This window comes from Campylobacter sp. P091 (genome assembly GCF_002138935.1).
GTDB classification, from domain to species: Bacteria; Campylobacterota; Campylobacteria; order Campylobacterales; family Campylobacteraceae; genus Campylobacter; species Campylobacter devanensis.
The window spans coordinates 61,540-86,604 of sequence record NZ_MJKZ01000005.1 but is presented as its reverse complement, the minus strand read 5'-3'; the positions used below and the strand labels follow the sequence as shown (position 1 = coordinate 86,604).

The window sequence follows — 25,065 nt, the reverse complement described above, 5'->3', positions numbered from 1 at the left end:
CTTAGTAATTTAATATATTTATCCAACTAAAAGCGTATTTAGCTCACTTTCAAAATCATCAGTTACGCTAAATTCAGTTACAAACTGCATAATTTGCGTTTTGTTCTCATCTAAAACTCTTAAGATCAAGCTCTTTTTGGCTCCGATTATAGCGTTGTGTCTGTGTGCAAGTTGGTAAATTTGATTGATTTTATTTTTGTTTAAAGCGCTTAATTTTAGCTCAATTTCTAATTTTCCAACGATATTTGAGCTAGGTTGTTCGGTAGTGGCTTCTGTATTTATGGCTCTTTTTTTAGGTGCGTTTCTAAGGGTTATATCGCCATTTTTTGCCTCGTCTATGTCGATGATTTGATTGACTATCATTTTTGAGTTTGTATCCCTTGGTGGTGTGACTTTGAGTGCATATAATCTATCTGTGTTGATTATCTCACTAGCTTGAGTACAAGCCACATCAAAGGCAAACATATCGGCATTTGAGCTTTTGTCAGTTACGCTTAATACCGCCATTTTATTGCCTGATTTTGTGTCTTTGATGCTGATATCATTTAGTTTAGCAATGATGAGATGTTCGCCGTTTTTAGCACTTTTTAAGATATCTAGGATTGTAGAGTGCTTGATGGCGCCAAAATACTCTTTATTCTCTTCTATCTCTTCGGCGGTGATTTTGTTGGATTTTAGTGTGATTTTAGTATTCTCGGCCTCTTCAAGAGTGTAAATTTCATTTACTTTTAGCTTGACTTGTTGGTCGTCTCTATTAAAAAGCATCTTAAATACAAGTGGTTTATTTAGCTCATCTTTTGGCATTGATTCTATCTTTTGTATATGAGAAAATACAGTAGCTTCCATACTTCCATACATATCAAGGATGGTTATGATACCCATTTTATTGCCAGATTTTGTCAGCTTGATTGAAATATCTTCTATCTTGCCTATTACGATAATCTCATTGCCATCTTCGATAGTGTCAAACTGCGTTGAATTCGTATGTGAAATAGCTTCAATGCTACTTTTAAACTCATCTAATGGATGTCCGCTGATATATACGCCTAGATACTCTTGTTCGAAGCTTAAAAGCTCTCTTTGGGTGAATTCATCTGGGGCTAAGCTTAGATTAAGCACCATTTTACTCATACTCTCATCATCGCCAAATAGTGAGAATTGCGCCTCTCTTTTGATATCGGAGCTCTTTTTGGATTGGTCTGTGATATACTCAAGATTTTGCATCAAAGTTTTTCTAGTGTAGCCAAATTCATCCAAGGCGCCTGATTTTATGAGTGATTCATAAACTCGCTTATTTACTGCGGTACAATCGCTTTTAGACACTAGATCTTCTAAGCTATTTAGGCCATCTTTTTTGATATTTATGATATCTTCAATCGCAGATCCACCAACGCCTTTGATAGCGCCCAGTCCATAGATGATAGCATCCTTACCATCCTTGCTAATAACGCTAAATTCACTACTACTTTTACTAACGCTAGGCGGGAGTAGCTCTATATCTAAACGGCGGATCTCTTCTATATATTTGGTGATTTTATCGGCGTTATTCTCTTCACTACTTAAAAGAGCAGCCATAAATTCAGCCGGATAATATGTCTTTAAATATGCTGTTTGAAAGGTGATAAGAGCATAAGCTGCGGAGTGGGATTTGTTAAATCCATATTCGGCAAATTTCATAATCAGCTCAAAGAGCGCATCAGCCTTATCCCTATCAAAGCCATTTTGAGAAGCGCCATCTAGATACTGAGTTTTGAGTCTTAGCATCTCATCTTCTTTTTTCTTACTCATTGCCCTACGGACTAAATCTGCTCCACCAAGGCTAAATCCACCCACAGTTTGGACTACTTGCATGACTTGTTCTTGATAGACTATAACTCCATAAGTCGGCTCCAATATCGGTCGCAAGGCATCAAAAGCGTATTCTACACTCTTTTTACCATGTTTAATATCTATGAAGTCATCCACCATACCTGAATTTAGTGGCCCTGGGCGATAGAGTGCGATCATAGCGATTATATCTTCGAAGCAATCGGGCCTTAATTTGGCGGCCAATTTTTGCATTCCGCTAGATTCTATCTGAAAAATTCCAAGAGTGTTGCCACTTTGTATAGTTTGGTAGGTTTTAGGGTCGTTAAAATCGATCTTTTCCCATAAAATGTCTTGATTAAATCTAGCTTTAATAAGCTTAATCGCATCATCAATCACAGTTAGCGTTTTAAGCCCTAAAAAGTCAAATTTGATCAGATCTACATCTTCTAAATAATCCTTAGTATATTGCGTGACATAGTGACCATCTTCGGCGTTGCTTTGTCGCCATAGTGGTGCCTTTTTCCATAGTTCTTCATTGCTAATTACTATACCAGCAGCGTGCATACCGGGATTTCTATTTAAACCTTCAAGCTCGCAAGCATATTGCCACACGCTTCTAGCTAGCTCATTACTCTCTATCAATTCAGCGATTTTTGGCTCTTTTTCAAAGGCTCCAGGCTCAAATTCACCATTTTTATTTGTGTAGCCTTTTAAGCTATGCTCATCAGGAATTAGCTTTGCCATCGCATCAGCATCAGCGTATGGCATACCCATAACCCTAGCGACATCTCTTATAACGCCTTTGGCTAAGAGCTTACTAAATGTAGCTACTTGAGCGACATTATACTGGCCATACTTTTCAATCACATAATCAATAACTTCGCCTCTGCGATTTTGACAAAAATCCACATCAATATCAGGCATACTTATACGCTCAGGATTTAAAAATCTCTCAAATAGCAAGTTATATGGGATCGGATCAAGGTCAGTTATACGAAGGGCGTAAGCTACCAAGCTTCCAGCAGCCGAGCCACGCCCAGGGCCTACTGGGATACCACGCTTTTTGGCTTCGTTGATAAAGTCAGCTACGATAAGCATATAGCCTGGAAATTTCATATTTTTAATGGTGTTTATCTCTAAGTCTAGTCTATCTTTGTAAATTTGATGTTTGCTAGGATCGATAAACTCTAAACGCTTTTTAAGCCCCTCTTTACACTCATATTCAAACAAAAGGCTATCATTATCCAAATCATACTCTAAATCTGGATTTGGCAAGGCTAGATCCCTTGCTTTGGCATATTCTTGGGTGAATTTGAAATTTGGCGGAGTGGCGTTGCCTAATTTAATCTCTAAATTACACTTATTTACTATCTCTTGGGTATTAGATACCACTTCTGGGATATCAGCGAAAATCTCGCTCATCTGCTCTGGGGATTTAGCATAAAATTCGCTTAAAACCTGCTCTTTAACACTCTCATCGAAATTTTTATTGGCTGAGATATAAACAAAGATTTTTTGTGCTATGGCGTTATCTTTGGTTGTGTAGTGAGCGTCATTTGTGGCGATTAATTTAATACCAGTCTCTTTAGACAATCTGATAATATCGCTATCGATTCGCTGCTGGTCAAATATCCCATGACGCATAATCTCAAGATAAAAATCATCCCCAAATATATCTTTATACTCTAGCGCTGCGGCCTTAGCTGCTTCATATCCGCCTGCGCCCCTTTTGATATTTCTCTCACTTAAATTTAGATGAAAATTCACCTCTCCAGCCAAACAAGCCGAGCTACAAACTAGCCCCTCACTATGCTCTCTTAATAGCTTTTTATTGATTCTTGGATAGTAGTAATAGCCCTTGATATAGCTCATTGAGCTAAGATACATTAAATTTTGATATCCTATCTCATTTTTGGCAAATAAGCATAGATGAAATCTATATCTACTCTCTTTAGAGCTTATATCATCACTATTATGAATGTAGGCCTCAAGACCTATAATTGGCTTTATCCCCTCAGCTCTCATCCCTTTATAAAACTCAATTGCTCCAAACATATTTCCATGATCAGTAATAGCACAAGATTTTATATTCATCTCTTTTAGTCTTTTAGCTAAAGTTTTAATCTTATTAGCTCCATCTAAAAGCGAATACTCAGTATGTAAATGCAGATGGGTAAAATCCAAACTCATATATAAATCCTAAATTAATTTTTATTTGATACTACGCTATCTATGCTTTTAAAGATAAAACTACTATTTTGTTCTATGGTATTAAATTTATCAACAAGTTTATCGATATCTTGTCTATTTTCATCTCTTAAAACTTTAATTATCAACTCTAAAGCCTCTTTGATTTTAGCAGTTTGTTCTGGGCTGAATTTAGCAAAATTACTCTCACAATCATGCAATAACTCATCTATATGCGCTTTTTGCTCTGGAGTAAATTTTAGCTCATTTAATGCGTTATTATAAGCTGTGGTTTTGGCTAAAATAAGATCAATTTTGGTTAAAATTCCAATAGTTTTATTTTGCGTTAATTCTGAGACTTTAGCTGTAGTAGCTGCGTCAGTACTAAAATTTTCTAGAGCCTCTTTTAATTTATCTGTGTTATCTAAAGCGGTTTGGGCCACTTGATTTATCATATCAGTTGAGCGGTTTAATTCATCGGCGTCTTGACTTAGCATTGTTACGGTACTTTCAATATCAGCAGTAGCCCTAGTTGTATTTTCTGCTAATTTTCTAACTTCATCAGCAACAACTGCAAATCCTCTACCATGCTCACCTGCACGAGCAGCTTCAATGGCGGCATTTAGAGCAAGAAGATTAGTTTGGTCAGCTATATCTTTAATTAAATTTACTACACTACTAATATCGGTTGCTCTTTGATATATATTTTGAGTAGTTTGGTTAGTATTTGATGTTATTATATGAAAATTTGAACTTAGCTCTTCGACTTTGCTTATGCTCTGGGCGGCAATAGCGGCAGTTTGCTGACTAGAATTTACTACCTTAGCTAAATCACTTACACTTGCGATTAGATCTCTTTGAACGCTATCCATTCCATTTGTGCCATTGCCAAGTTCGGTAAATTTTTGGCTTAAAATTCCTCTGATTTTTCCTTTTTGCCCCTCTAAAACACCGGTTACGCCTTCGCTTAGAGATTCTGCGTTATTTCTAAAAATCCCTTTAAATCCCTCAACATAGATATTTCGATACTCTTTGCCACTTCTGGCTGCTAAAATGCTACTTTGAGTCTCTCTTTGTAGGGCTTCTACTTGATCTAAAAGGTCATTGATATACTTAGCTATCGTTACTAATCTAGAATCATTATCAATATTTGTAATCCTAGCTTCTAATTTGCCTTTTGATGCGCCACATACTACTGCTACTATCTCATTATAAACAATATCATCAAATTTACTTTTTTTGCTAAATATACCCATTTACTATCCTTTTGTTCTTTGTAGTTCATTGACAAAGCGGTCGTATGTAGTGTTGTGTGTAGCTAATAAATCGGCTATATATTTTTGGCTAGCTTCGATTCCGCTGAATTTTTCTAATTCTAACATTTTTTGGTATATTGGGATGATTTTCTCCACGGCTTGTGGATTGGCTTTGCGTCGCACTGAGTAGTAGCCTATGATATTGCCACTTTCATCAAGAGAGCTTGTAACATTGGCAAATACCCAGTAATATCCACCATCAAAGGTTATATTTTTAACAAAAGCAAATATCTTTTGTTTATTTTTTATCCTATCCCAAAGTAGCTTAAATACATACTTTGGCATATCGGGATGGCGAACTATATTGTGATTTTTGCCTATGATATCTGAATTTTTGACATTTACGATATTTAAAAAATAGCTATTAGCATAAGTAATGTAGCCTTTTAAATCTGTCTTTGTAGTAATGAAAGCTTCATCGCCAATCTCTTTTTGCTGATTATTTAGTAGATTAGTACTCATTTTGCTCTCCCGCAATTTTCTAAACTACAAATTTTATAAAAAAATATATTAAATTCTAATATATTTAGTGTAAAATAGTGCTTTTTAGTTTTAGATTATATTATATTGCCGTAATAATAATTTGCAAAATAAATACTTATTAAAATATTTACTTTAATACTTTTGATTTATTTTATTATTATTTTCTTGATATGTTTTAGAAGATAAAGCAATCCATATAAACAAAAAATTAAAACCCCTCTAAAAGAATAAAATATAACTCTTTGATTTGTGTATCGTTTAAGTGAGCAGTTGAAGCAGTAGAAAGAAATTTGATCACGCTATCATAGTTTAATGGATTTTTGCCTATGCATTCAGGATGGGCAAGTAAAAATGCTCTACCAAGTCCGACTTGTTTATTAATTTTGCCATCGCAGATAAAACAACTAGTATCAATATGCAATCGCCCCTCAAATTTTAAAATCATTGCATAGGATTCAAGTACGACTCTAATAGGGTTTTGGCGGTGAAATTTCTTAGCACACATTTCAAGTATTTCAAAATAAAACTCATCACTCTCTTGTACATCACGTAAATGATCAGCCATTAGCCGCATAAAATTTTGCCAAACTAAAAGTCGTTCACGCTCGATTAACCAGCTAAATCCTAGATGCATAGTCGAGCGAAGATGCGGCAAAAAGCTTTTACTTTCAACTAATTCAAAATCAAGTTTAAATCCTTGAGTGATAATAGGGTGACGAGCGCCATAAAACCTATAACATTTGATCTGTTTGTGTGGTGAGAGAATTGTGACAATACAGTCTTCATCTCTTACTTTTTGAACCTTTAAGATATAGCCCTGCATGGGTCAAAAAATTGTTCAATCTGCTCTCTCATCTGCTCTGGAGAGTGTATTTGATTAACGCTAGATCTAAATTCGCTAGCCCCATTAAGACCTTTGGAGTATTCGTGTAAATGTTTGCGAAAAATCCCTATAGCATGATTACCATAAGTATTAAGCATTAGTTCAAAATGTTCTTTAATTACTTGTCTTTTTTCATCTGGATTTATACTTTGATTTTCTTTAATCTCTTTAAATATCCATGGAGAACCAATACTAGCTCTGCCAATCATCAGTCCATCACAACCAGTAGTTTTTAATACATTTTGATAGTTATTTAGATTAATGTCGCCATTGGCAATAACTGGAATTGTTGTATTTGATTTTATTTTAGCGATGGCTTCATAATCAACTGGTGCGCTATATCCACCAGCTCTAGTTCGTCCATGCACACAGATAAAATCAGCCCCAGCGTTAGCTAAATCTTGAGCTATTAGGTGTGCCATTTTGGTGTTAAATCCTAGACGAATTTTAACCGAAGTATAGCGTTTATTTGATTTAGTTTTAATGGTTTCAATGATATTACATAGCAATTTTGGTTCATTTAATAAGGCTGAACCGGCATTTTGTTTTATTACTTTTGGCACTGGACAACCACAGTTTAAATCAATCCCATCAACCCCATCAAATTCATTTAAAATCTCTACTGCTCTAGCGATTACGTCTGTGTTGCTACCTGCTAGCTGAACTATATATGGCGTTTCTAGTGGAGATTTTTCTAGCATTGCTAAGGTCTTATCATGTTCATATACAAGAGCATTTGAGCTAATCATTTCACTAACTGTACAATCGCAGCCAAAACGCTTAGCTAGGCTGCGAAGTGGTAGATCAGAAAAGCCCGCTAAAGGGGCTAAAAATAACGGTTTTGAGCTAAAATCAATCATTAATAAAATAGATCCGCTCTAGCGATTTTACCATGATCTCTTAAAAAGAGTAAGGTCTCAATACGCTCAAATTTAGCATTACCGCTCATTATCGCTTCTCTAAGTTTTTCTATCATTTGGAAGTCATAAAGTAGATATAAATATGCTTCAAATGCAGCCCCTTCATCATTTCTAAGATGCTCAAACATAGATATAAGCAGATCTGGCTCAACTTTTGTTTTAAGAATTTTAGCAATTTTAATATATTCATCTGAGGTAAATTTAACTTTATTAATAATTCCAAACATATCATTTGTACTAATTTCAAATTTGTCTTTAGAGTATCTATTTACCAGTGTTAATACATCGTTATTTGTGTAGATTGGATTGAATTTAGATAGTTCTAAAAACGAACCATTTTCTACGAGTGCATTTGAAGCAAAAGCTCTTAATTCTTCGTTTGCATCATTGCTAGATAAGATGGTAATAGCGTATTTATAGTCAGCTTGAATTTTGTTTTTTTCATTTTGGATATAGAGTGGATTAGTTTTTAAAAGCTTAAATCTTTTTAACTCACATACTTTTCCAGTTTTTACATCATTGTAAAGCTCATAGGCGGCTCTTAAATCATCGTTATGAAGAACTGGTTTGCCTAAATTTAGCCATGGAGAAAGCGATTTTGTAACCTCACTTGAAGCTGCAAAAAGATCGGTTTTAAAATCTTTATTTGACTCTAGTCCAAGGTAAATTTCCTTAGCTAAAACATTATAAATTTGAGCATCACTTTTCATTGCTCTACCTTCTAGGTAGATTTTAAACCCATAGTAGCTCATATGCAAAAGTGCTAAAATCGCAAAGATACAAAGTGGCACCACAAGCCATGTAGCTACTGGTAATTCAAGTGTATAGCTAAGAATATTTATAGCATAATTTTGGTCAGCAAACGAAAAAGTGACCAGCCAAACAAGCCCAATATAGATAACAGAATATAAGAAAAATCGTCTAGTTTTCATCTTTTACCCTTATTTTATTATTGTTTTTTCAGCAATTTCACGACACGTAATGCAGTAGCGTGCGTGTGGTTTTACTTTTAGGCGTTCTATATCAATATCATCTTCGCACATATCGCAAATACCATAAATTCCAGATTCAATTTTTTTTAATGATTGATCAATTTCATGTAACTCTTGTTGTTGTTTAGCTGAGATTGAGTGTTCTAGTTCTTCATCAGCACTAATGCTAGCAAAGTCAAGCTCATCAGTAGCACCACTTTGTCTAAGTCCATCAATCTCACTAGCTGCATCATTGATATTTCTTTGAATTTGCTCTTTTCTCTCTAAAAGCAACTCTTTAAAATACTCTAGTTGGCTTGTTGTCATATAACTCCTTTTTATTTATGATAGGGGTGGTTTGCATTAATGCAAAGAGCGCGAAAAATCTGCTCATATAGTACGAGTTTAGCTATTTTATGCGCAAATGTTAGCCGTGATAAACTCACTAACTTATCCATCTCTCCCCGTAAATTATCACCTAAACCATAAGCCCCGCCAATAAAAAATGAAATTTGATTTCTATCTTTAAGAAGCTTTGCAAACTCAAAGCTATCAAGCATTTCACCACGCTCATCAAGTCCGATGCAAAAACCATTTAAACAAGGCTTATATGCCTCTTCATATGCTCTATGCGATGCGGCTTGGCCTTGAATTTGAGCTTTAGCAATTTGTGGGCTAAATTTATTAATCTCTTTAATATTAGCCCATTTGCTACTCATCTTGATATAATCTTTTATATCTTTATCATCATCAAGCTTTTGAAGACAATGGACTAGAATTTGCACTAAATAGCCTCATTAATTGGGCTATAAAAATTATCATTTTTCATAAAAAATCTTATCATATCACTAAGATATTTTTTATGCTCATCTCTTGGGACTATAGCATCTATTAATCCATGCTCTAGTAAGAACTCAGCTCTTTGAAAACCTTCAGGTAGGCTTGCTTTAATAGTTTGTTCAATAACTCTTTGGCCTGCAAAACCTATTAAAGCTTTTGGCTCAGCAATGATTAAATCACCTAGCCAAGCAAATGAGGCTGAAACTCCACCCATAGTAGGGTCAGTAAGAACTGAGATATATGGCAATCTATTATCGCTTAAAAGTTTGAGTGCAGCACTAGTTTTGCTCATTTGCATAAGACTAAATGTACTCTCTTGCATTCTTGCGCCACCGCTTGCACTTACTATAATAAGTGGATTTCTTTTTTCTATTGCTCTGCGAACTGCACGAGTGATTTTTTCACCTTCAACTGAGCTTAGGCTACCACCCATAAAGCTAAAATCAAAAACCACAAGCTGAACTGGTTGGCCATCAATTGTAGCTTCTCCTGAGATTACTGAGCTTGTTTTGCCATTTTTACTTTGACCTTCTTCAATTCTCTTTTTATATGATTTTTTATCTACGAAATTTAATGGATCTATTGGTCTTAAATTTGCATCAAATTCAACAAAACTTCCAACATCGCTAATTAATTCTATTCTTTTTTGAGCGCTAAGTCTCATATGATATCCACATTTTGGACAAACATTATAGCATGCTTCAACTTCTTTAAAATACATTAAAGAGCTACAACTGCTGCACTTTACCCAGTGACTTGGAGCTTCACTTGGGTGAGATTGTTTTTTGCGTATTTTTGAAAAAAAATCACCTAGCATTTTTTTCCTTTAATAAAAAATTGGGCGATTATAGCAAATTTTTCTTTAAATTCATATTTTTATTACTTTTAAATTGATTTTATAGATTGTTTTATCTGCGTTTAATTATAGTTAAATTTACATAGATACAATTTCGCAATTCATAAAAATTATTAAGGAGATTTAGTATGATAGTTACTAATAAAGCACCACAACTAAGTGGCGTAGCAGTTCTAGGCAATGGTCAAATTGAAGAAAATTTTGATCTATATAAAAACATTGGACCAAAAGGTGCAGTAGTATTTTTCTATCCAAAAGATTTTACATTTGTTTGCCCAAGCGAAATCATCGCTTTTGACAAAAGATATAAAGAATTTAAAGATAGAGGTATTGAAGTTATCGGCGTTAGCACAGATAATGAATACTGCCACTTTGCATGGAGAGAAACAGATATTAAACAAGGCGGTATCGGTAGAGTACAATTCCCTCTAGTAGCTGACCTTAAAAAAGAGTGGGCAAGAGGATTTGATGTACTATTTGATGAAGCAGTAGCTCTAAGAGGTAGCTTCCTACTAGATAAAGATGGTACAGTTCGCCACGCAGTAATAAACGATTTACCACTTGGTAGAAATATCGATGAAATGGTAAGAATGGTTGATACAATGCTATTTACAAATGAGCATGGTGAAGTTTGTCCAGCTGGCTGGAACAAAGGTGATAAAGGTATGAAACCTACAACTGAAGGTGTAGCAAGCTACCTATCAACTGATGGCGACAAACTATAATTCTACCTTTTAATTAATTTGGCTGCGACTCGCAAGGGTCGTAGCCTTTTTTTATGTCTAATTTTTACAATCGGATATTTTGTATTTAATATAAAATTTAAAAGCCCTTTAAATAGAGTTTAACTACCTAAAAGGCTTAAAAATTATCCATGTGTTCTTTGGAATTCCTTCATAAATTCACATAGAGTTTGTACGCTTTGTTGTGTTACAGCATTATATATAGAAGCTCTTAAACCACCTAAGATTCTATGACCTTTTAATCCTATCATTCCATTTTGTTCGGCTAATTTAACAAAAGCTCCATCAAGTTCAGCACTTGGAGTAGCAAAACTAACATTCATTAAACTTCTTGAACCTGGTTTTGCAAATGCTTTGTAAAAATCTGAATTATCTATAAGTTCATATAAAGCAGCTGCTTTTTGTTCATTTACAGCATTTATAGCATTTAAACCACCTTGATCTTTGATCCAATCAAGAACCAAATCAAACATATAAATTCCAAATGTTGGAGGTGTATTAGCTAGTGAATTAGCCTCTATTTGCGTTGTATAACGAAGCGGAGTAGGAACGCTATCTTTAACTCTTGCGGCTAAATCTTTTTTAACTATAACAATAGTTATACCAGCTGGGCCGGCATTTTTTTGTGCTCCACCATAGAATAATCCGATATTATGTGCTTTAAAATCAATTTCACGGCTTAAAAGATCAGAACTGCTATCTACTACTAGCGGACATTTTGGGCTTGGAAGTGTAGCGTATTGTGTGCCGTAAATCGTGTTATTTGAGCAGATATAACCATAATCAGCATCATCACTAAAATTAAAATTTGGAATGTGATCAAATTTAGTATCTTCGCTACTTGCTATTACCTTGTAATTGATATTTTGGATTTTGGCTTCTTTGATTGCTTTTTGTGTCCAAACGCCGGTATTTACATATTCAGCCACGCCACCAGTGTAAATATTCATCGGAATTTGAGCAAATTGCAAAGTCGCACCACCTTGTAAAAATAGCACCGCATAATCATCGCCGATATTATAAAAACTTTTTAGTTTAGCAATGGCGTTATTGTGTAACTCTTCAAATACCTTACCACGATGGCTAACCTCCATAATACTAAAGCCAAGACCGTGATAATTAGTAAATTCAGCCTGTGCACGCTCTAAAACTGCTAATGGAATCGCACTTGGACCAGCACTAAAATTTAAAACTCTACTCATTTTATCCCCTTATTTTATTATTGCTTGTTTGCATAAATTTTGTGAACTAATAGTAATCTCATCGCCGCTTTTTAGCTCAGATAATGAGATGATTTGTGAATCTTTTATAATATGTGCCATATTTTTTGTTACCTTGTAAAAATACTCTTGTCTTTTAAAAACTAACTCAAATTTATCAATTTTTGATTGAGCTAAATTAAATTTTTTATGTAAAAAGTTATCTAAATTTGACTTAAAACTATCTAAAGTAAGAGTAGCTAAGTTGATTTTTTGCTCTATTGCTTTAGATTTTATCTGTGCTTTGGCTAAATTTAAATAGCTTTCACATTTGTTGAATTTAGATGATATAATCGCTTCAAGAGTATTTTGAAAAATATCAAGTTTTTGATGAAGTTCATTACTATCAGGCAAGAGATCAACCATCGCAGCAGTGGGTGTAAGCGATCTGTGATCAGCTACAAAATCACTAATACTATAATCAATCTCATGCCCTATAGCTGAGATAATAGGCGTCTTTGCTTCATAAATTGCATAAGCCAAGCCTTCATCATTAAAACACCACAAATCCTCTTTAGACCCGCCGCCTCTAGCAATGACAATTACATCTAACTCCATAGAATCAGCAAGCTTTAACATCTTAATTAAATTTGCTGGAGCGCTATTTCCTTGAACTAAGGAATTAAATAGATAAAACTTAGGCAAAACATACCTATCACTAATAACCTTACACATATCAGCAAATGCTGCAGAGCTAGCACTTGTAATGATTCCTACTTTGTTTGGATATTTTGGTAGTGGTTTTTTATCTGCTCTATTAAATAAACCAGCAAGAGCTAGACGCTCTTTGAGCTGATTAAATGCAAGCTCAAGCTCACCTACACCAATTGGAATAATGCGACTAGCGATGAACTGATAGCTACCATTTGGGCTATAGATTGAAAGCTTACCAATTAGCGTAACTTTCATTCCATCTTTTATTTCAAATTTTATATTTTGATTAGTAAATTTATACATAGCTACGCTGATGGCAGATTTCTCATCTTTGAGCGTAAAGTACCAGTGGCCACTACTATGTTTTGTTAAGCGACTTATCTCGCCTTCAACTTCAACTACGCTAAAGTGCGACTCTAATAACGCCTTAGCCGACTCATTTAGATCGCTTACTGTCATATATTTTTAACCTTTTTAGCAATAAACATAGTGCTAATATTCATACTAAACCCTTTAACTATCACCATCTCAAAACCACTTCTTTCAAGTTCACGACAAAACTCATTTGAGTCTAAAAAACCTTCAATGCTTCTAGGTAGATACTCATAAGCCTCTTTATTTTTGCTTATAAATCCACCGATTGCAGGCAAAATATTGTGTAGATAAAAATCCCTAATCTTTGCTATTGGGCCACTTTTATCTCTTTTGGTAAATTCTAAAACAACTAAATATCCGCCAATTTTTAAAACCCTATTAAACTCATGTAAAGCCTGAGTTCTAGCTACAACATTTCTAATACCATAACTTATACTAACTATATCTTGGGTATTTGGGTTTAATTCTGTATTATCAGCTTTTGCCTCTTTAAATTCACAATTTGGGAGCTTTTTTTTGGCTACTTTTAACATCTGCTTACTTGGGTCAATTCCGGTAATTTTTTCAATTTTTAAATTTGCTTTTTTGGCACTATTAATCCATGCTTGAATCATATCTCCAGTGCCGCAAGCGACATCTGCAATATTTAGCGAGGAGTTAAAATTTTTTAAAACTTGATCACAGGCTGAGCTTCTCCAAGAAGCGTCGATTCCAAAGCTTAATATTTTATTAGCTTTATCATAAGTGGGCGCAATTTCATTAAACATATCTATGATTTTTTCTTGGTTTTGCACTAGATTTCCTTTTGATAGTATGGTTTTAGTTTTTTTGAGATTTTAGCTAGCTTTTTATCGAATTTTTTTAGCTTTTTATTTAACTCTTTATTTATTGATTTGCTATCTTTTTGGTTGGATTTTTTGAATTTATAGACTAAATTTGTGATTTTTGAGAGTTTTTGCTCAAATTTAGTTAATCCAAAAATTTGATAAAATGCATTAACAAGCACAAAAAGTTCGCTTAGAGTGTTTGAATTTAAGGCGGTTTTGGCTTTAATTTCTTGGCGTAAATTTACTATACTTTTGCGGATTGCATATGCTGATGATGAAGAAATTTTCCACTCTTTAATGCAGTAAAATGAGTGTGTATCGTATAAAAAAATCTCCAATTCAAAGCATAATGATTGAAACCCATTCTCAAAATATATCTGAATTTGAGTTAAAATATCTTTTAATTCAGAATTATTTTGTCCTTTTAAAATTTGGCCTAAATGTTCAAATAGCGGTAAAATTTGATCTAGAAGTTTGCTAAATTTAGCAACAACAAGTTTATCAAATATAAAATCAAAGCTATTAATTAGGCAGTTTATTTCTATTAAATGCTTTCCAATTATAGCTAAAATCGCACTATTTTTATCTTTTTGGTAGAGTTTTCTAAGCCCATCAATTAAAAAGAGCTTTTGCAAAATTAGCAATCTAACTCCATCATAAGCACTAATATCGATACCAAAATATAGCATTTTGTTGCCTATTTTTGGGAGTTTGGATGTGATTTCTAAATAGTTGATATTTTGCAAAATTTTTCCTTGAATAAAAGTGAAGAATTTTACACTAAAACTACTAAAATATAGCTTTAAAACCCCGTATTTAGGGCTTTAAATTTAGCAACACTTTGAACAATTTGAGACATTTGCAACGATATTTAATCTATTTATTAAGTTACCTATCTTTTGTTCTAGATGGGTTTGATATGAGATCATCTGCGCATCATTGGCGCTAATATCTGTAATGTTGCCACAATTGCTACATACTAAATGAATGTGTGGTTGCTCGTAAATATCATATTTTGCTTTTTGGTTTGGGCTATTAACCTCAATTACTAAATTTTCATTTATAAGGGTGCTTAGATTTTTATATACTGTTGCAAGTGATATAGATGGGTATTCGCTTTTAATTTGTTCATAAAGCTCATCTATAGTTGGATGCGTGTGATTGCTTAGTATTTTTAACACACACAGTCTTTGTGGAGTGGCTTTAAGTTTGGCTTGTTTTAAAAGCTCCATGTAATCCATACTTTTTTCCTCTTAATTAAATGGGTATATTTTATCCAAAAAATATTTAAATTCAACTTTATTAATTAATATTTTTTATCTATTAGCCTATCTTGTTTAAAGTATGATTTTTTTAGCAATCTCTTCAATACTGATGTTTAAGCTATTTTCTACTAAATTTATAGATCCATGCGTTATAAACTTATCTTCATACTCAAAGCTTACAATACTTACATCTTTAATATTATTCTCTTGTAAAAATCCAGATAAAATCTCGCCAACCCCACCACGCTTAGCACTATCGCTAAAAATATACCATTTTTTATGCTCTTTAGCAAGGTTTAAAAGCAGCTCTTTATCAAGTGGTTTTATAAAGATAAGATCTATAATTGTAGGATTAATATCTAAAAATTTAGCTACCTTGTATGCTTTAGCCACCGCATTACCGTATCCAATAAATGCGACATTTTCATTATTTTGCGATAAAATTTGGGATTTTCCAAGCTCTACTTTAACTGGTTTAAACTCATCACTAAGCCCAAAATTTCCCCTAGGATATCTAATAGCAAGTGGCGAATTAAAACTATAAGAAAATTCCATAATCTCTTTAAACATTAATTCATCTCTAGGTGCTGCAAGAGTAAAATTTGGTATAGCGTTTAAAAAGCTAATATCAAAAGCTCCTTGATGCGTCTCACCATCTTCTCCTACTATGCCAGCTCTATCCATGCACAAGACTACAGGTAAATTTAAAATAGCACAATCATGAATGACTTGATCATAGGCTCTTTGCATAAATGTTGAATATATTGCAATATAGGGTTTAAAGCCTTCTTTTGCCATTGCTGCCATAGATGTAACTGCATGCTGTTCTGCAATTGCAGTATCCCAAAATCTATCTGGAAATTTCTCAATCAAAGCCCCAATTCCAGTTCCACTAGGCATAGCAGCTGTTACGCCTACTATATTATCATATTTACTAGCAAGTTCTAAAAGTAAACTGCTAAAAATTTCAGTAGCATTTTTTTGACTAGATTTTTGTAGTGCTATACCATTTTGCGGATTAAATGGGCTTACTCCATGCCACTTCTCTTTTGGGCCTTCGGCAATTTCATAACCTTTGCCTTTTATCGTTTGGGCATGGACTATAACTGGTTTTTTCATATTTTTTGCTACGCTAAAAGCTGAGATTAAATCCTTGATATTATGCCCATCTACTGGGCCTATATATTCTAATCCAAGCTCTTCAAAAAACATTCCAGGAGTAATAAGTCTAATGCCTTCTTCTAATCTTTTAGCCATATAAGCAGCTGAGTCTGGCATAAGCTCTAAAAGTTGATTAATTTTGCTTTTAAATTTTTGATAAAATGGCCCCGCCATCATCTGTGATAGGTATTTGCTCATAGCGCCAATCGGTTTTGAGATACTCATCTCATTATCATTTAAGATAATAACACATGGATATTTAAGATCGCCTAGCTCATTTAAAGCCTCATACGCCATACCAGCACTTAATGCCCCATCGCCGATTAGAGCTACGGGTAATCTATCTTCGTTTTTAAGCTTAATAGCCTTAGCAGCGCCTACTGCAAGACTAATAGATGTAGAACTATGTCCAGCTATAAAATAATCATATTCACTCTCGCTAGGTTTAGTATATCCACTAATTCCACCAAATTTACGCAAACTATCAAACTCATTCCAACGCCCGCTTAAGAGCTTATGAGTGTAGCTTTGGTGGCTAACATCAAATATAAATGGATCATTTGGGGGATTAAATACATAGTGCATCGCAATACTAAGCTCTACAACTCCTAAATTTGAGCTTAAATGTCCGCCATTGGTGCTAACTACACTTAAAATTCGTTCCCTGATATCACAGGCTAGAGATTCTAGTTCGCCTAGCTTTAGAGATTTTATATCCATTTTATTCGCTTAATATTTTTTTAATTTTCTCAAATCTAGCCATTATGCTGCCATCGATATTGCCTATATCGCTTAGAACGATTACACCACCAGCTGATACAGCCTCATCACTGCTAAGTTTTATATTAGATTTTAGAGCTAAATTTGATTTTATAAACTCATAATCTTTTGGATTGGCTTTTATCTCAATTGTTGTAGCTTGGTTTAGTTCATCAATTAAGCTCTTAGCGATATTTAAGGCAATCTGAGCTGAGCTGTCTTTTATCTCTTTTAAGACTACTTCTTTAGCAATCTCAATAGCAGTTGCTGCGATTTCACTTTGACTAGTTGCTAGTAAAGCTTCAAGTTTAGCAGTTTGCTCATCGAGCTTATCAATGGAACTTGAATACTTTTTGCTAATTTCATTTAAAGCTGTATCATACTCAGCTTTAGCCTGTTCGTGTCCTTCTCTCAACCCTTCTTCTTTGGCTCTTTGAGTCTCATTTTCTAGGCGAATTTTAAATTCATTCTCTTGATGTTCAATCTGCATTTGAAGCTTAACGATATTACCGCTTAGATCATCAGTTCGCTTTAAAAGCTCTTCAATAAATGTTGATTCTATTAAATTTGACGACTCTTGAGCTGGAGTTGAGCTTGATTCAGCATTTTGTGTATTTGACTCAAAATTATCTCTTGCATCGCTATTTGTATCTTGGATTGGCTCCTTGACTGGTTGCTCTTTTGGCGATTCATTTGATTGGAGCGCTAAAACCTTAAATCTATATGGCTCGACTATATGCTCTTCGTTGTTTTTATGTATTACACTACTTGCTATCATTCTATCATCTCTTCGCTTACGCCGACTTGGAATACTCCATCTTCAGCTAGTTTTTGAACTAGTTCTACAACTTTTCTTTGCGCCTCTTCAACCTCTTTTACACGTACAGCACCAATAAATTGCATCTCTTCGATAAATGCTTCACTTGCCCTTTGACTCATATTGGCTAGGAATTTGCGTTTTAACTCTTCGCCGCTGCCTTTTAAACCAACCATAAGTACCTTTTTATCCACAACTTTGAGAATTTCTCTAATAGCATTGTTATCAAGAGAGCTAATATCATCAAATGTAAACATAAGATCTTTAATGATTGTAGCAAGAGCCGGATCATTTTTCTCAATAATTTCGATTGTAGATTTGCTTGCTTTTTGACCAAGACGGTTAAGAACTTCTGCAACAGCTCTTGGTCCACCAACTTCAACTTTATAGCTTGTAAGGCTATCAAGCTTGGATTCAAGTACGGTTGAAACACGTTTGACAACAGATGGGCTAATATCGCCTAGGTTTGCCATACGCATTACAACTTCGCTTCTAATATCATCTGGTAGATAAACTAGGGTTTCAGCAGCACTTGATGAATCCATATGGGCTACGATTAGAGCGATGGTTTGTGGGTGTTCTTTGACGATAAAGTCAGCTAACTGCTGAGGTCGCACCTGGCCAAGATAGCCAAAAGATTTGGTGGTTTCGAGTGATTTTTGGAGTTTATCCATAATTTTTTGAGCGATTTCTGGACCAAATGTTCTAAATAAAATCTCTTTAGCATATTCGATACCGCCACTTTGTAAATATTGGTTAGACTGACTAACTACATAAAATTCTTCTAGCACTGCAGCTGCTATTGATTTATCGATAGTTTTGGCAGTGGCAATATATTTTGAGATTTCAGTGATAATATCTATATCCATATGCGCAAAAAGCATCGTAGTAACATCTTCACCTAGCTGAATAAGCAAGATGGCTATTTTTTCAGCCATGCTCAAATCTTCATATACTGCCTTTTGTTCTTCGTTTAGCTTCATTAGAATTCCTTATTGGAGTTAAATCCAGTATCATTTTTAAGCATATTTTGCAACAATGTAGCGATCTCATCGCTTCTTTCAGTGGCAATGAGTTTGAGTTTTTCTAGCATAACTTCGTATTTAAGCTCATTTTCATCAAAATTCTCACCAATTCCAAGTTCATCTTCAACCCGTTTTCTAGCAGCTTTGAATTTCTCCAATGTATCCTCGGCTTCTTCTTGGATAGTAGATTCATGTGAGAGCGGCTCAAGACCTTCGTCTTTAGACTCTTCAAGCATTTTATTAAGAAATGGAGTAATAACTTGTTTATAAAATACATATAAAATTATTAAAACTATTAGATATTTTAATACCGGTACAATTGGTTTAAAATATGTATCTACAACTTTTTGGAAGCCTGTTACCTGTGCAATTTTACCAGTTTGTCTAAATTCAAAATTACTTACTGTAACTTCATCGCCCCTATCAGCATTATATCCGATTGCTTGCTGGACTAGACTTTTTATTGAGTTTAATTCATCTTGATTTAATGGAATATAGGTTGGAGTCTGAGCTTGTGAGCCATCTTCAAGTGTTTGGAATTCATACTTTCCATCTACGACTACGGCTGCGGTTACTCTTTTTATCGTGGCGTATTGATCTTTTACTTTTATTGTTTGTTTTGAAATTTCATAGTTGGTATTGGCGACATTTTTGGAGTATAGCTCGGTTGGTTTATTATCTTCTAAACCTTGAACTGGGCCGATATTGCTTACAGCACCTGGAACTCCACCAACATCTTTTGGCTCTTTTCCTTCCCTTTTTTCTTCTATATTTTGCTCACTTCTAATAACTGAATTTGGGTCATAAATTTCATTTATGCTATCTTTGGTTGAAAAATCAAATTCAATGCTAACTTTAGCCGTTACTTTATCTTTTCCGCCAATAAATTTGCCAATCATATCAATGATTTTTCTCTCATATGAATCTTCAAATTGGCTTCTATATTTAATTTGTGCAGCTACTAATTCATTCTCTAATGCAATCTCATCATCGCCAAGTGCTACGCCATCTTGTGTTACTATTTTTACATCTTCTAGTTTTAAATTTGGAACTGAACCAGCTACGATTCTTTTAATTCCATCAATCTGTCTACGATTTAACTTAGCGCCATCTTTAATTTTTACTACAACTGAAGCTGTTGGTGGGACTTGACGCTCGGTAAATACGCTATCTTTAGGAAAAGCTATATACACACTAGCCTTATCAATTGGCTCTAGACTTTCGATGGTTTTAGATAGCTCGCCTTGAATTGCACGTTGGAATTTAACTCTTTGTTCGTTTTCGGTTGCTCCAAAATCTTGTGTATCGTAAATTTCAAAACCCTTTTTATTATCACCCATTATGCCAAGGCTAGCTACGGCTATTCTTTGGCGATAGACATCACTTGTAGGAACTAAAATCGTACCTTCATCAGCTAGTTTATATTTTACGCCTTGAGCCTCTAATTCATTGATAATTTGAGAAGATATAGCAGGATCAACATTGCGAAATAATACGCTATAGCCTTCATATTCAGCCTCTGGGTTTTTATTACTACTGCTAAATAGAGTCAAAAACACCAAAAATCCAATAACCAAAACAACAGAGCTAATAACTACAATTTTTTGCTTTTTGGTTAGATTTTGAACGACTTGACTAATTTGTTGAAAAAGAGCTTTAAAATCCATAATCTATTAAATTTCCTTTTTAAGAGTTTCTAAAACTTTTATATTTTGTTTACTGGTACCTATTGTTATGCGTATTGCATTTAATCCATAGCTTTTTAGATTACGCAAAATTATACCTTGTCTTAGTAGATTATCACAAATTTGAGTTGAGTCTCTACTAGTATCAAATTTAAAAGTAATAAAATTTGTATAACTTGGAATAAATTCAATCCCATTCTCAGTAGCAAATTTTTCAAAAATTTCCATTTCTTTAAAATTATTTTCTAAAGTTTGCGTTATAAAGGCTTGATCTTTAATAGCTGCAATGGCTGCTGCTAGACTAGGAGTTGTAATATTAAATGGCGCTCTAAGCTTGCTAATGGCAGTAATTATTTGATCATTTGCAATACCATAGCCAACTCTCATTCCACCTAATCCATAAGCTTTAGAAAATGTACCAAGATATATAGAGTTATTTAGTTTTACTATATCACTTGGATTTATAGCTTTTTTGCTATCTTTAAATTTAGCAAACTCCATATATGCTCCATCAATTACTACAATGGTATCACTATCAACGCTAGATATAAACTCATATACATCATTAGCATCTAAACATTCACCAAGTGGGTTATTTGGTAGACATAAAAATATAACCTTTATCTCATCTTTGTGTGCTAAATATTGCTCTTTTAGTTGATTTAGGTTGTGTGTAGCACTTGAGGTTTTATAAATTTTAGCCCCAATATGTTTAGCATAAATTTCATACATTGCAAAAGTTATACCTGCACTTAGCATTGCTGTATTTGGATTAAGCTTTGCGTGCATGATAAACTCTATTACTTGGTCGCTACCACTACCAATTACAATATTTTTACTACTTATATGATATAAATTTGCCAAAGACTCTTTAAGTTCATAATAGCTATCATCTGGATATAAATTTGCACATTTGATTGACTCTTTCATAGCTTCAAGTGCAAGCGATGAACAGCCTAGTGGATTTTCATTACTAGCTAGTTTTACTACATTTTGTGGCTCAATGCCAAACTCTCTAATAACAAGCTCGATTGGCTTGCCAGCTTCATATATTGGTAAATTTGATATTTGTGAATTGAAATTCATTCTTGTCCTTCTTGGTTTAAGTAGCTACCCAGCCAGGTGATCTCATGTCCGTTTTGGCTAGCATTTTTTAGCACTGCTTCGACATTTTCATCATCGATATGCCCCTCAAAATCTATATAAAATACCGTTTTAAAATCTTTTTGTTTGATTGGTCTACTCTCAAGCTTGGTTAAATTTATTCCACCTTCTTTAAACATATTAAGCAGCTCTACAAGGCCGCCTGGACGGTGAGCAGTGAGTGCTAGGATGCTGGTTTTATTGCAGCTACTTTTGATATTTTTAAAATCACTTAGTACAAAAAATCTTGTTCTATTTGCCATATTATCTTCGATTTTTTCAAACATTATTGGCACTTTGTTTATATGTGCGGCTATTTTAGAGCAGATTGCTGCTGAACTAGGATCTTGTGAGGCTAAATAGGCAGCTTGAGCAGTTGATTTAGTTGGTATAAACTCTATTGAATTTAAATTATGATCATCTAGAAATTTATGACACTGATTATAGCCTTGCGGATGAGAATATATCTTTTTTATATCGCTTAAATTCTCATTTAAACTAACAAAACTATGGTGAATATCCATATAAATTTCAGCTACGATTTTTACATTTTCATATTTTCTTAAGCAATCAAGGGTAATCCCAACAGCACCTTCTGTATTATTTTCAATTGGTACAACTCCATATTTAGCCTCACCATTGTTAAGTTCCCTAAAAACACCCTCTATAGAACTGATTGGCGTATAGCTGCTCATTGCCCCAAATCTACTCTCAGCTGCTTGATGTGTATAGGTCCCAACTGGGCCTAAAAATGCTACTTTTTGTGGTAGTTCTAGATTACGACTAACAGCAAAAATTTCTAAATATATCGCCTCGATAGCTTTGCTGCTTAGAGTGTTATTAGGTAATGATTTTAATCTTTCTAGTATTGCTCTTTCACGTTCTGGGCGGTAAATTGGAGCATTTGAACCAACTTTTAATTCGCCAATTTTTTTGACAAATTCCATACGCTGATTAAGTAGGCCTAAAATCTCATTATCAATCTTATCGATGCCAACTCTTAACTCATCAATGCTCATTTTAAAATCTCCCAAATTTTACTCACATCATCATATATATTATCAATTTTATCTCTATTTAAATTTGCGGCACTACTTTTATCTATTTTACCACTTAAAACCAAAGCCGTACTCATATTCAACTCTTTAGCTCCATAAAGATCGCCAGTTGCGTCATCGCTAATTATTGTTATATCTTTAAATTCAGCCTTAGGATTTTGCAATTTTAAAAGCTCAAGCGCAGCTGTATAAAATCCTAAGCTTGGCTTGCCAATACTGCTAAATTGCACTCCAGTAGCGTAACTAATCATATTAGCAATAGCGCCAACTCCTGGATATAATCTACCATTTTTTTTGTAGATACTAGTCTCATGCATAGCTATAATTTTTATCCCTTTTAGGGCAAGTTCGTTGATAGTAGCAAAGTCATCAAAGCTAAATTTATCCCAGCTAGCTATTAAAACTGCTTTTGGATTGCTAAAATCTTGTGTGTAGCCTATATTTTGCATAGTAGAAATAAACTCATTAGCTCCAAAAAGCGCCACAGGGCAAGGTGAAATAGTTTTATTTAATACACAAAATGGATCTAAATAAGCACCATCTTTTATTGCCAAACCCTTATCTCTTAGCGTTTGTAAAAACTCATCACTTTTAATTTTTGTATTATTTGTTATAACTACATATGGAATTTGTTTTTGATTTAATTTCTTAAGTAGTTCACAAGCGCCATTAATTGGACTTTTATCGCTATCGCTTATTAAGGTTCCTTGAACATCGATAAAATACATTATATAAACTCTCTCTCATTTTGTATCATATCTTCAAAGCTCTCCCTTTTGCCTATTAAGCGATCTTTGCCGCCTTCAATAGCGACTTGTGCAGCTCTGCCTCTTGTATTGTAGTTACTAGACATTGAATATCCATATGCCCCAGCTGATTTAATTATTAATATATCACCATGTTCTAGCTTTGGCAACTCTATATTTTTACCTAAAAAATCCCCACTTTCACAAATTGGACCTACTACATCACAATTAGTTTTATCTCCATCTTTTAATGCTATTATCTCATGATAAGCCTCATATAAACTTGGACGAATAAGATCATTCATAGCCGCATCGACAATTACAAAACGCTTATCACCATTAGTTTTTTCATATAACACTTGAGTGAGTAATTCTCCGCTATTTCCTACTATAAATCTACCTGGTTCGCATATTATGGTTGCATCTTGACCCTTTAGTGCTGCTAAAATTCCTTGAGCATATTCATATAAATTTGGCTCATTTTCATCACTATATCTAATGCCAATACCGCCACCTATATCAAAGAATTTAATATTTATATCAGCTGCTCTTAACTCTCTTAATAGATCGCTAGTAATATTTGCTGCTTCAATAATTGGGCTAATATCACTTAGCTGACTTCCAATATGGCAGTGAATACCAACTGGATCTAGATTATCACTTCTATGAGCATGTAGATAAATTTTCCTAGCTTCATTTATACTAACACCAAATTTATTTTCATGTAATCCTGTAGAGATATATGGATGAGTTTTTGGATCTACATTTGGATTAACTCTAACTGAGATTCTAGCCTTTTTACCTGACTCTTTGGCTATTAATTCAACTCTTTGCATCTCAGCAAAGCTCTCTAAATTTATCATTAAAATATCTAAATTTAAAGCCTCTTTAATCTCTTCATCGCTCTTGCCAACTCCGCTATAAATTATCTTATAGTTACTAGCGCCTGCTAGTAGGGCTCTTTTTACTTCGCCTATACTCACACAATCAAACCCGCCACCAAGAGTAGCAATATGCTTTAAAAGGCTCAAATTTGAATTGGCTTTAACAGCGTAGCAAATAAGTGACTTTCTAGCATTAAATTCCTTTTTTAATCTCTCATATTGAGTAGTAATATGATCAAAATCATACACATAAAGCGGTGTTTGATACTTATGAGCTAGTTCCAAATAATCCATAAGACTGTCCTTGATAATTTTAGAATTCGTAATGCTACCCAAATTTGGCTTAAATTTAAGACTAAATTTTAGTAAAAATTTGCAAAATTTATTTTTAAAGTTAGG

Annotated in this window: 22 protein-coding genes and 1 pseudogene; 1 reads left to right on the top strand and 22 read right to left on the bottom strand. The window is 34.0% G+C overall.

From position 1 onward, the window contains the following. Window positions 1–18: 18 nt before the first annotated feature. From dnaE to accD, 9 genes and pseudogenes are all read right to left on the bottom strand, one after another. Window positions 19–3,999, bottom strand: coding sequence for a DNA polymerase III subunit alpha (dnaE, locus tag CIGNP91_RS06175; protein WP_086253683.1), 3,981 nt, complete (start codon window positions 3,997–3,999; stop codon window positions 19–21). Between the two features lie 14 nt (window positions 4,000–4,013). Beyond that, window positions 4,014–4,682: pseudogene (locus CIGNP91_RS08910) on the bottom strand (methyl-accepting chemotaxis protein); the annotation flags it as partial. Between the two features lie 573 nt (window positions 4,683–5,255). Continuing rightward, window positions 5,256–5,774: a PAS domain-containing protein gene (locus CIGNP91_RS06165; protein ID WP_086253682.1), complete on the bottom strand. Its 519-nt coding sequence runs from the start codon at window positions 5,772–5,774 to the stop codon at window positions 5,256–5,258. Window positions 5,775–6,003: 229 nt separating this feature from the next. Further along, window positions 6,004–6,618, bottom strand: coding sequence for a recombination protein RecO (gene recO / locus CIGNP91_RS06160; RefSeq protein ID WP_086240337.1), 615 nt, complete (start codon window positions 6,616–6,618; stop codon window positions 6,004–6,006). After that, window positions 6,600–7,538, bottom strand: coding sequence for a tRNA dihydrouridine synthase (locus CIGNP91_RS06155; protein ID WP_086253681.1), 939 nt, complete (start codon window positions 7,536–7,538; stop codon window positions 6,600–6,602). Before CIGNP91_RS06155 ends, recO begins: the two co-directional genes overlap by 19 nt. After that, window positions 7,538–8,530, bottom strand: a complete 993-nt coding sequence (locus tag CIGNP91_RS06150) for a hypothetical protein (RefSeq protein WP_086225131.1) — start codon at window positions 8,528–8,530, stop codon at window positions 7,538–7,540. Before CIGNP91_RS06150 ends, CIGNP91_RS06155 begins: the two co-directional genes overlap by 1 nt. Before the next feature lie 9 nt (window positions 8,531–8,539). Continuing rightward, window positions 8,540–8,896, bottom strand: coding sequence for an RNA polymerase-binding protein DksA (gene dksA / locus CIGNP91_RS06145; RefSeq protein WP_086232507.1), 357 nt, complete (start codon window positions 8,894–8,896; stop codon window positions 8,540–8,542). Between the two features lie 11 nt (window positions 8,897–8,907). Beyond that, window positions 8,908–9,354, bottom strand: coding sequence for a 23S rRNA (pseudouridine(1915)-N(3))-methyltransferase RlmH (locus CIGNP91_RS06140; protein ID WP_086228502.1), 447 nt, complete (start codon window positions 9,352–9,354; stop codon window positions 8,908–8,910). Next, window positions 9,354–10,226 carry an acetyl-CoA carboxylase, carboxyltransferase subunit beta gene (accD, locus tag CIGNP91_RS06135; RefSeq protein ID WP_086225134.1) on the bottom strand — a complete coding sequence of 291 codons (873 nt, stop codon included), beginning with the start codon at window positions 10,224–10,226 and terminating at the stop codon, window positions 9,354–9,356. The genes CIGNP91_RS06140 and accD overlap by 1 nt, the downstream gene beginning before the upstream one ends. Before the next feature lie 167 nt (window positions 10,227–10,393). Here accD and CIGNP91_RS06130 point away from each other — a divergent pair, with 167 nt between their 5' ends. Beyond that, window positions 10,394–10,990 carry a peroxiredoxin gene (locus tag CIGNP91_RS06130; protein WP_086225135.1) on the top strand — a complete coding sequence of 199 codons (597 nt, stop codon included), beginning with the start codon at window positions 10,394–10,396 and terminating at the stop codon, window positions 10,988–10,990. Window positions 10,991–11,133: 143 nt separating this feature from the next. On the opposite strand, the gene serC is transcribed toward CIGNP91_RS06130, so the two are convergent. The 13 genes from serC to lysA form a co-directional block, all read right to left on the bottom strand. After that, complete coding sequence (gene serC, locus CIGNP91_RS06125; RefSeq protein ID WP_086226732.1) at window positions 11,134–12,210, bottom strand: 3-phosphoserine/phosphohydroxythreonine transaminase; 1,077 nt, start codon at window positions 12,208–12,210, stop codon at window positions 11,134–11,136. 9 nt (window positions 12,211–12,219) lie between these two features. Then, window positions 12,220–13,380, bottom strand: a complete 1,161-nt coding sequence (gene xseA / locus CIGNP91_RS06120; RefSeq protein ID WP_086225137.1) for an exodeoxyribonuclease VII large subunit — start codon at window positions 13,378–13,380, stop codon at window positions 12,220–12,222. Beyond that, window positions 13,377–14,090, bottom strand: coding sequence for a bifunctional demethylmenaquinone methyltransferase/2-methoxy-6-polyprenyl-1,4-benzoquinol methylase UbiE (ubiE, locus tag CIGNP91_RS06115; RefSeq protein WP_086253680.1), 714 nt, complete (start codon window positions 14,088–14,090; stop codon window positions 13,377–13,379). Before ubiE ends, xseA begins: the two co-directional genes overlap by 4 nt. Beyond that, window positions 14,090–14,869, bottom strand: coding sequence for a hypothetical protein (locus tag CIGNP91_RS06110; RefSeq protein ID WP_086235993.1), 780 nt, complete (start codon window positions 14,867–14,869; stop codon window positions 14,090–14,092). Before CIGNP91_RS06110 ends, ubiE begins: the two co-directional genes overlap by 1 nt. A gap of 84 nt (window positions 14,870–14,953) precedes the next feature. Further along, complete coding sequence (locus CIGNP91_RS06105; RefSeq protein ID WP_086226728.1) at window positions 14,954–15,364, bottom strand: Fur family transcriptional regulator; 411 nt, start codon at window positions 15,362–15,364, stop codon at window positions 14,954–14,956. A gap of 96 nt (window positions 15,365–15,460) precedes the next feature. Continuing rightward, entirely contained in the window at window positions 15,461–17,269 is a 1,809-nt protein-coding gene (gene dxs / locus CIGNP91_RS06100; protein ID WP_086253679.1) for a 1-deoxy-D-xylulose-5-phosphate synthase, read from the bottom strand. 1 nt (window position 17,270) lies between these two features. Continuing rightward, complete coding sequence (fliH, locus tag CIGNP91_RS06095) at window positions 17,271–18,086, bottom strand: flagellar assembly protein FliH (RefSeq protein ID WP_086235991.1); 816 nt, start codon at window positions 18,084–18,086, stop codon at window positions 17,271–17,273. After that, window positions 18,083–19,108 carry a flagellar motor switch protein FliG gene (fliG, locus tag CIGNP91_RS06090; RefSeq protein WP_086225143.1) on the bottom strand — a complete coding sequence of 342 codons (1,026 nt, stop codon included), beginning with the start codon at window positions 19,106–19,108 and terminating at the stop codon, window positions 18,083–18,085. Before fliG ends, fliH begins: the two co-directional genes overlap by 4 nt. Beyond that, on the bottom strand, window positions 19,108–20,817 hold the full coding sequence (fliF, locus tag CIGNP91_RS06085; RefSeq protein ID WP_086225144.1) for a flagellar basal-body MS-ring/collar protein FliF: 1,710 nt from the start codon (window positions 20,815–20,817) through the stop codon (window positions 19,108–19,110). The genes fliG and fliF overlap by 1 nt, the downstream gene beginning before the upstream one ends. A 6-nt stretch (window positions 20,818–20,823) precedes the next feature. Next, window positions 20,824–21,921 (bottom strand): histidinol-phosphate transaminase, encoded by a 1,098-nt coding sequence (gene hisC / locus CIGNP91_RS06080; protein ID WP_086253678.1) that lies wholly within the window; start codon window positions 21,919–21,921, stop codon window positions 20,824–20,826. Continuing rightward, window positions 21,918–22,997 (bottom strand): prephenate dehydratase, encoded by a 1,080-nt coding sequence (gene pheA / locus CIGNP91_RS06075; RefSeq protein WP_086228512.1) that lies wholly within the window; start codon window positions 22,995–22,997, stop codon window positions 21,918–21,920. The genes hisC and pheA overlap by 4 nt, the downstream gene beginning before the upstream one ends. Continuing rightward, complete coding sequence (locus tag CIGNP91_RS06070; protein ID WP_086240326.1) at window positions 22,994–23,764, bottom strand: HAD-IIA family hydrolase; 771 nt, start codon at window positions 23,762–23,764, stop codon at window positions 22,994–22,996. Before CIGNP91_RS06070 ends, pheA begins: the two co-directional genes overlap by 4 nt. Then, window positions 23,764–24,960 carry a diaminopimelate decarboxylase gene (gene lysA, locus CIGNP91_RS06065; protein ID WP_086253677.1) on the bottom strand — a complete coding sequence of 399 codons (1,197 nt, stop codon included), beginning with the start codon at window positions 24,958–24,960 and terminating at the stop codon, window positions 23,764–23,766. Before lysA ends, CIGNP91_RS06070 begins: the two co-directional genes overlap by 1 nt. Window positions 24,961–25,065: the final 105 nt, after the last annotated feature.